The sequence below is a fragment of the Humibacter sp. genome, assembly GCF_051954055.1.
GTDB lineage: Bacteria > Actinomycetota > Actinomycetes > Actinomycetales > Microbacteriaceae > Humibacter.
Map to the genome: position 1 here is coordinate 1 of NZ_JBQCIE010000004.1, position 3830 is coordinate 3830.

Below are 3830 nucleotides of genomic sequence, written 5' to 3' on the forward strand. Positions count from 1 at the left end.
GCTCGTTTCGATGTCACCGCCGTCAGTGCTGGTGTCGCCGGGGTTGTCCGTGTCGGTGCTTGTGCTGGTGCGTTGCGCGGCGTCGGTCTCCCCGATCAGTTCCCCGACTTTCACCTGCCGGGCCGCTTCGCCCTTGGATTCCCCGGTGAGGGACTGCACAAGCTGGATCACGGTGCGGTGCCCACGCCGCTGCGCCAACCCACCGTGCCCGAGGGTGCGGTGCGAACGTTTCGCTGCTTCCCCAGCGGCGACGGTGATCACCCGGTCGAACTCCGCCCGACCGGAAGCGGCTTGCGCCAGCAACGCCTCCAGATCCGTATCGGGGAGTTGATGCACGGCTTCGATCAGCGACGGCGAGTTCGTTGCCTCGTCGCGGGTGTCGTCGAGTGCCGGTTTCTCCAGGATGGCGCACACCATCGCGGTCATCTCGGGGAGCCGCGTGAGGTGGAATGCCATGCTGCCATCCTACTCCAGCATTCGAACAAAGTATCGAGATGGGTATAAGTTCTCAAACCCACGCCTGGGGACGGAAAGGTCTCCAAACCGGGCAATGCCCACAAGTTCGTAGAACAAACGAGCGGGAGTAGAGATTCCTGCCCACGGCGATCGCACGTCGATGGTCGCTTTGTGCCGGAGAACGTTTGCGCCTTGAACGGGTCGACGACGGGCTGCCGACCGGCTGGCGGCGCGCTAGCTCCAGAGCGGCTCGGCCGGTGTCCCGGGGGCGATCGCGCGCAGCGTGTGCGGCATCGGGAATGGCACCGTGTACTCGAGCAGCGGGATGTCGATCGCGCCCCAGTCGTCGCGCTTGACCCGGATCTCGTCGGTCGACACCTCCGTGATGCGCACCCGCAGCCACCGACCGTCGTCGAGCAGCAGCTCGTACGGGTCTGCAAGGTAGCCGATGCCGAGTTCCTCCAGCGCCTCCTCCGCGGTCAGCCAGTCGACGGCATCCGTTCGCTCGCGTCCGAGGAGGTCGACGACCACGAAGTCGCCATCGCCTTCGTCGTCGCGCGCTGGACGGATCCAGCCGACGAGTTCGCGGTCGTGGCGGCGGTGTTCGATCCAGTCGGTGGGGACAGGCATCCCTCGAACTTAGCCGCTCATCGGGCCAGGGCCACGATGTGGAACACGTGCCAGTGCTTCGGCCCGGCGAATGAGGCGCCGTCGCGGTCGTCCTCCTGCAGCAGGAGCACGTCGAAGCCGTCGAGCAGTCGCTCGACATCTGCGCGGTCGTGCGTGTTGACCTCCGGCCACTGCGCGAAATCATCGTGCGGCCCGAACAGCTCGCCGGCGAAGAGACCACCTGGCTGGAGCGACGAGCGGATGCCCGACCACAGCCGCTCGAACACGTCGCGCGTGCAGAACGGCAGCGCGAATCCTGCGTAGATCACATCCGCGGGCGGCAGCCCCTCGCGGGCCAGATCCTCGAAGGATGCCCGCCGCACCGTCAGTCGCCCGAGCGCGCTCTCCGGCACGCCCGCCGTGACTCGCTCGAGAACGCCGGGGTCGGCGTCGACCGCGAGCACGCGCCATCCGTCCGCCAGAAGGGCCCGCGACTCCACGCCGTCGCCGCAGCCGAGGTCGAGCGCGTGCCCGACGGCTTGTCCGTGTGCTTCGCGCCAGGCATCCATCGCAGCCGAGAACGTCGGGCGCACGGCACGGCCGGCCTGCGCAGCGTAGAAGTCGGACCAGTCCATCTGCACATCATGGCGCGTTGGCCGGCGGGCTTCACGCGAGGCGGAGCAGCTCGCGCTCGCGGACGAGCTCCACCGAGAGCGTGCGGTAGCCGCGGTCTCCGAAGAACACCGTCACCGTGTCATCCGTGCGCTCCATGATCGTTCCCTGTCCCCACTCGGCGTGCACGACCTCGGCGCCGACGGCGAAGTCGTCGTGTGCGGCCGCCTCGCCAGGGGACTCGTCCTCGGCCACCTCGTAGGCGCCACCGGACCGGCAGTTGTCGCAGTTGCCGCACGGCTCCTCGACTACCTCGCCGAAGTACCCGAGCAGGTGCCGGCGGCGACACGCCCTCGACTCCGCATACGCTCGGAGCATCTCGACCCTGGATCGCTCGATGCGTCGCTGCGCGGCCTTCTCCTCGTCCTCCTCGTCGTCGGCCGATCCGGCGAAGTACTTCTGCAGGCCGAGGTCCGCCTCCCGGTAGTGCAGCGTCGCGACGGCCGGCTCGCCGTCGCGCCCAGCCCGGCCGATCTCCTGGTAGTACGCGTCGAGCGAGTCCGGCACGCTCGCGTGCACGACGAACCGCACGTTCGCCTTGTCGATGCCCATGCCGAACGCGCTCGTCGCGACGACGACGTCGGAGGCATCGTCGAGGAAACGTTCGTGCACCTCCTCGCGGTCGCGTGCCCGCATCGCCCCGTGGTATCCGTCCGCCTCCACTCCGGCTTCGTGCAGCGCGTCGCGGAATCGCTGCGTGGCCTTGCGCGTGGCCACATAGAGGAGGCCGGGCTTCTCGAGCCGTTCCACCTCGTCGACGACGGCTTGGTTCTTGTCCTTCTTGCGCTCGTGACGCACGACCTCCAGGTACAGGTTCGGCCGGTCGAACCCCTCGAAGACCGTCACCGGATGCGACATGCGGAGCCGCTCGACGATGTCCTCCCGAACCGGGGGCGCGGCCGTGGCCGTCATGGCGAGGATGGGCGGACGACCCAGCCCGTTCGCGAACTCGCCGAGCCTGAGGTAGTCGGGGCGGAAGTCGTGACCCCAGCGGGAGACGCAGTGCGCCTCGTCGACGACGAAGAGGCGCACGTCGGCCGCGGCGAGGCGGTCCAGGATCTCCTCGTTGGCGAGTTGCTCCGGTGCCAGCAGGAGGAAGACGGGCTCGCCGGAGTCGACGGCATCCATCGCCTCCCGGTTGCGTCGCACGCCCTGCGCCGAGTTGAGCGCGAAGGCTCGCGGGGCATCCACGTACTCGTTCATGCCGTCGAGCTGGTCGGCCTGCAGCGCGATCAGCGGGGACACCACGACCGTCACTCCCCCCAGCACTGCTCCGGCCACCTGGTAGATGGCGGACTTGCCGTAGCCGGTCGGCATCACGGCGAACACATCGTCGCCGTCGATGGATGCCTGCATGGCGCGCCGCTGTCCGGGCCGCAGCTCGTGCCATCCGAAGACGTCCGACGCGACGCGGTCGACGTCGACGTGCTCGTTCTTGGCCCTCCCCTTTCGCGCTTTCGTTCGTGCGGTCTTCGCCTGCGCTGCTTTCGTCACCGTTCCATCAACGGCGGGCGGCGGCACGCGGACAACCCCTTGCGGTGCAGTAGCGCACCCTCGGCGGGAAGAACACGCACCTTCGGCGCGACGAACACGCACCCTCGGCGCGACGGATGCGCACTCTAGACTTGGGCTCCGTGAGCCGGGCGAGCGTGCGGACAGCGACCAGCCGGGTCGCCGTGCTCGGTCCCGTGCTCGTCGAGTCCGCGTCCGGCGGGAGGGTGGAGCCCGGGGGTGCGACGGCGAAGGCGCTCGTCGTCGCACTGGTGCTCGCCCGCAGGGCGCTCTCGGTGCGCGGCATCGCCGACGACCTCTGGCAGGACGACCCGCCGCGCAACGAGAAGGCCGCACTGCAGACGCTCGTGTCTCGTGTGCGCTCAGTCGCGGCCGATGGGCTCATCGTCTCGACGCCAGGCGGTTACAAACTCGCTGCGGGCGACGACGACGAACAGCACCAGAGCGACCTGGCCGAGGCGGCGCAGGCAAGGGATGAAGCGCGGGCGGCGATCGAGCGCGGCGACTGGCTCGAGGCGGAGGCGCAGGCATCCGCGGGGCTGCTGCTGTGGCGCGGCGAACCGGGCGCCGATCTCGGCGAG

General features: G+C 69.2%; 4 protein-coding genes and 1 pseudogene. 1 reads left to right on the forward strand and 4 read right to left on the reverse strand.

Features of this window, described 5'->3' with window-relative positions:
• The 4 genes and pseudogenes from ACTHNC_RS00320 to ACTHNC_RS00335 all read right to left on the reverse strand — a co-directional run.
• A pseudogene (locus ACTHNC_RS00320) lies at positions 1–456 on the reverse strand (hypothetical protein); the annotation flags it as partial.
• A 234-nt stretch (positions 457–690) separates the two neighbouring features.
• Positions 691–1086: a hypothetical protein gene (locus ACTHNC_RS00325; protein WP_440292591.1), complete on the reverse strand. Its 396-nt coding sequence runs from the start codon at positions 1084–1086 to the stop codon at positions 691–693.
• A gap of 17 nt (positions 1087–1103) precedes the next feature.
• Positions 1104–1700, reverse strand: coding sequence for a class I SAM-dependent methyltransferase (locus tag ACTHNC_RS00330; protein WP_440292592.1), 597 nt, complete (start codon positions 1698–1700; stop codon positions 1104–1106).
• A 31-nt stretch (positions 1701–1731) separates the two neighbouring features.
• A complete protein-coding gene (locus ACTHNC_RS00335) occupies positions 1732–3231 on the reverse strand; it encodes a RecQ family ATP-dependent DNA helicase (protein ID WP_440292593.1) in 1500 nt (499 codons plus the stop codon).
• Between the two features lie 140 nt (positions 3232–3371).
• On the opposite strand from ACTHNC_RS00335, the gene ACTHNC_RS00340 reads away from it, so the two are divergent.
• Positions 3372–3830 (forward strand): AfsR/SARP family transcriptional regulator (locus tag ACTHNC_RS00340; RefSeq protein ID WP_440292594.1); only part of this gene is annotated, 459 nt, incomplete at its 3' end.

Coding starts and splice junctions, on each gene's coding strand:
- ACTHNC_RS00325 (WP_440292591.1), bottom strand. CDS start 1,086: ATGCCTGTCCCCACCGACTGGATCGAACACCGCCGCCACGACCGCGAA.
- ACTHNC_RS00330 (WP_440292592.1), bottom strand. CDS start 1,700: ATGGACTGGTCCGACTTCTACGCTGCGCAGGCCGGCCGTGCCGTGCGC.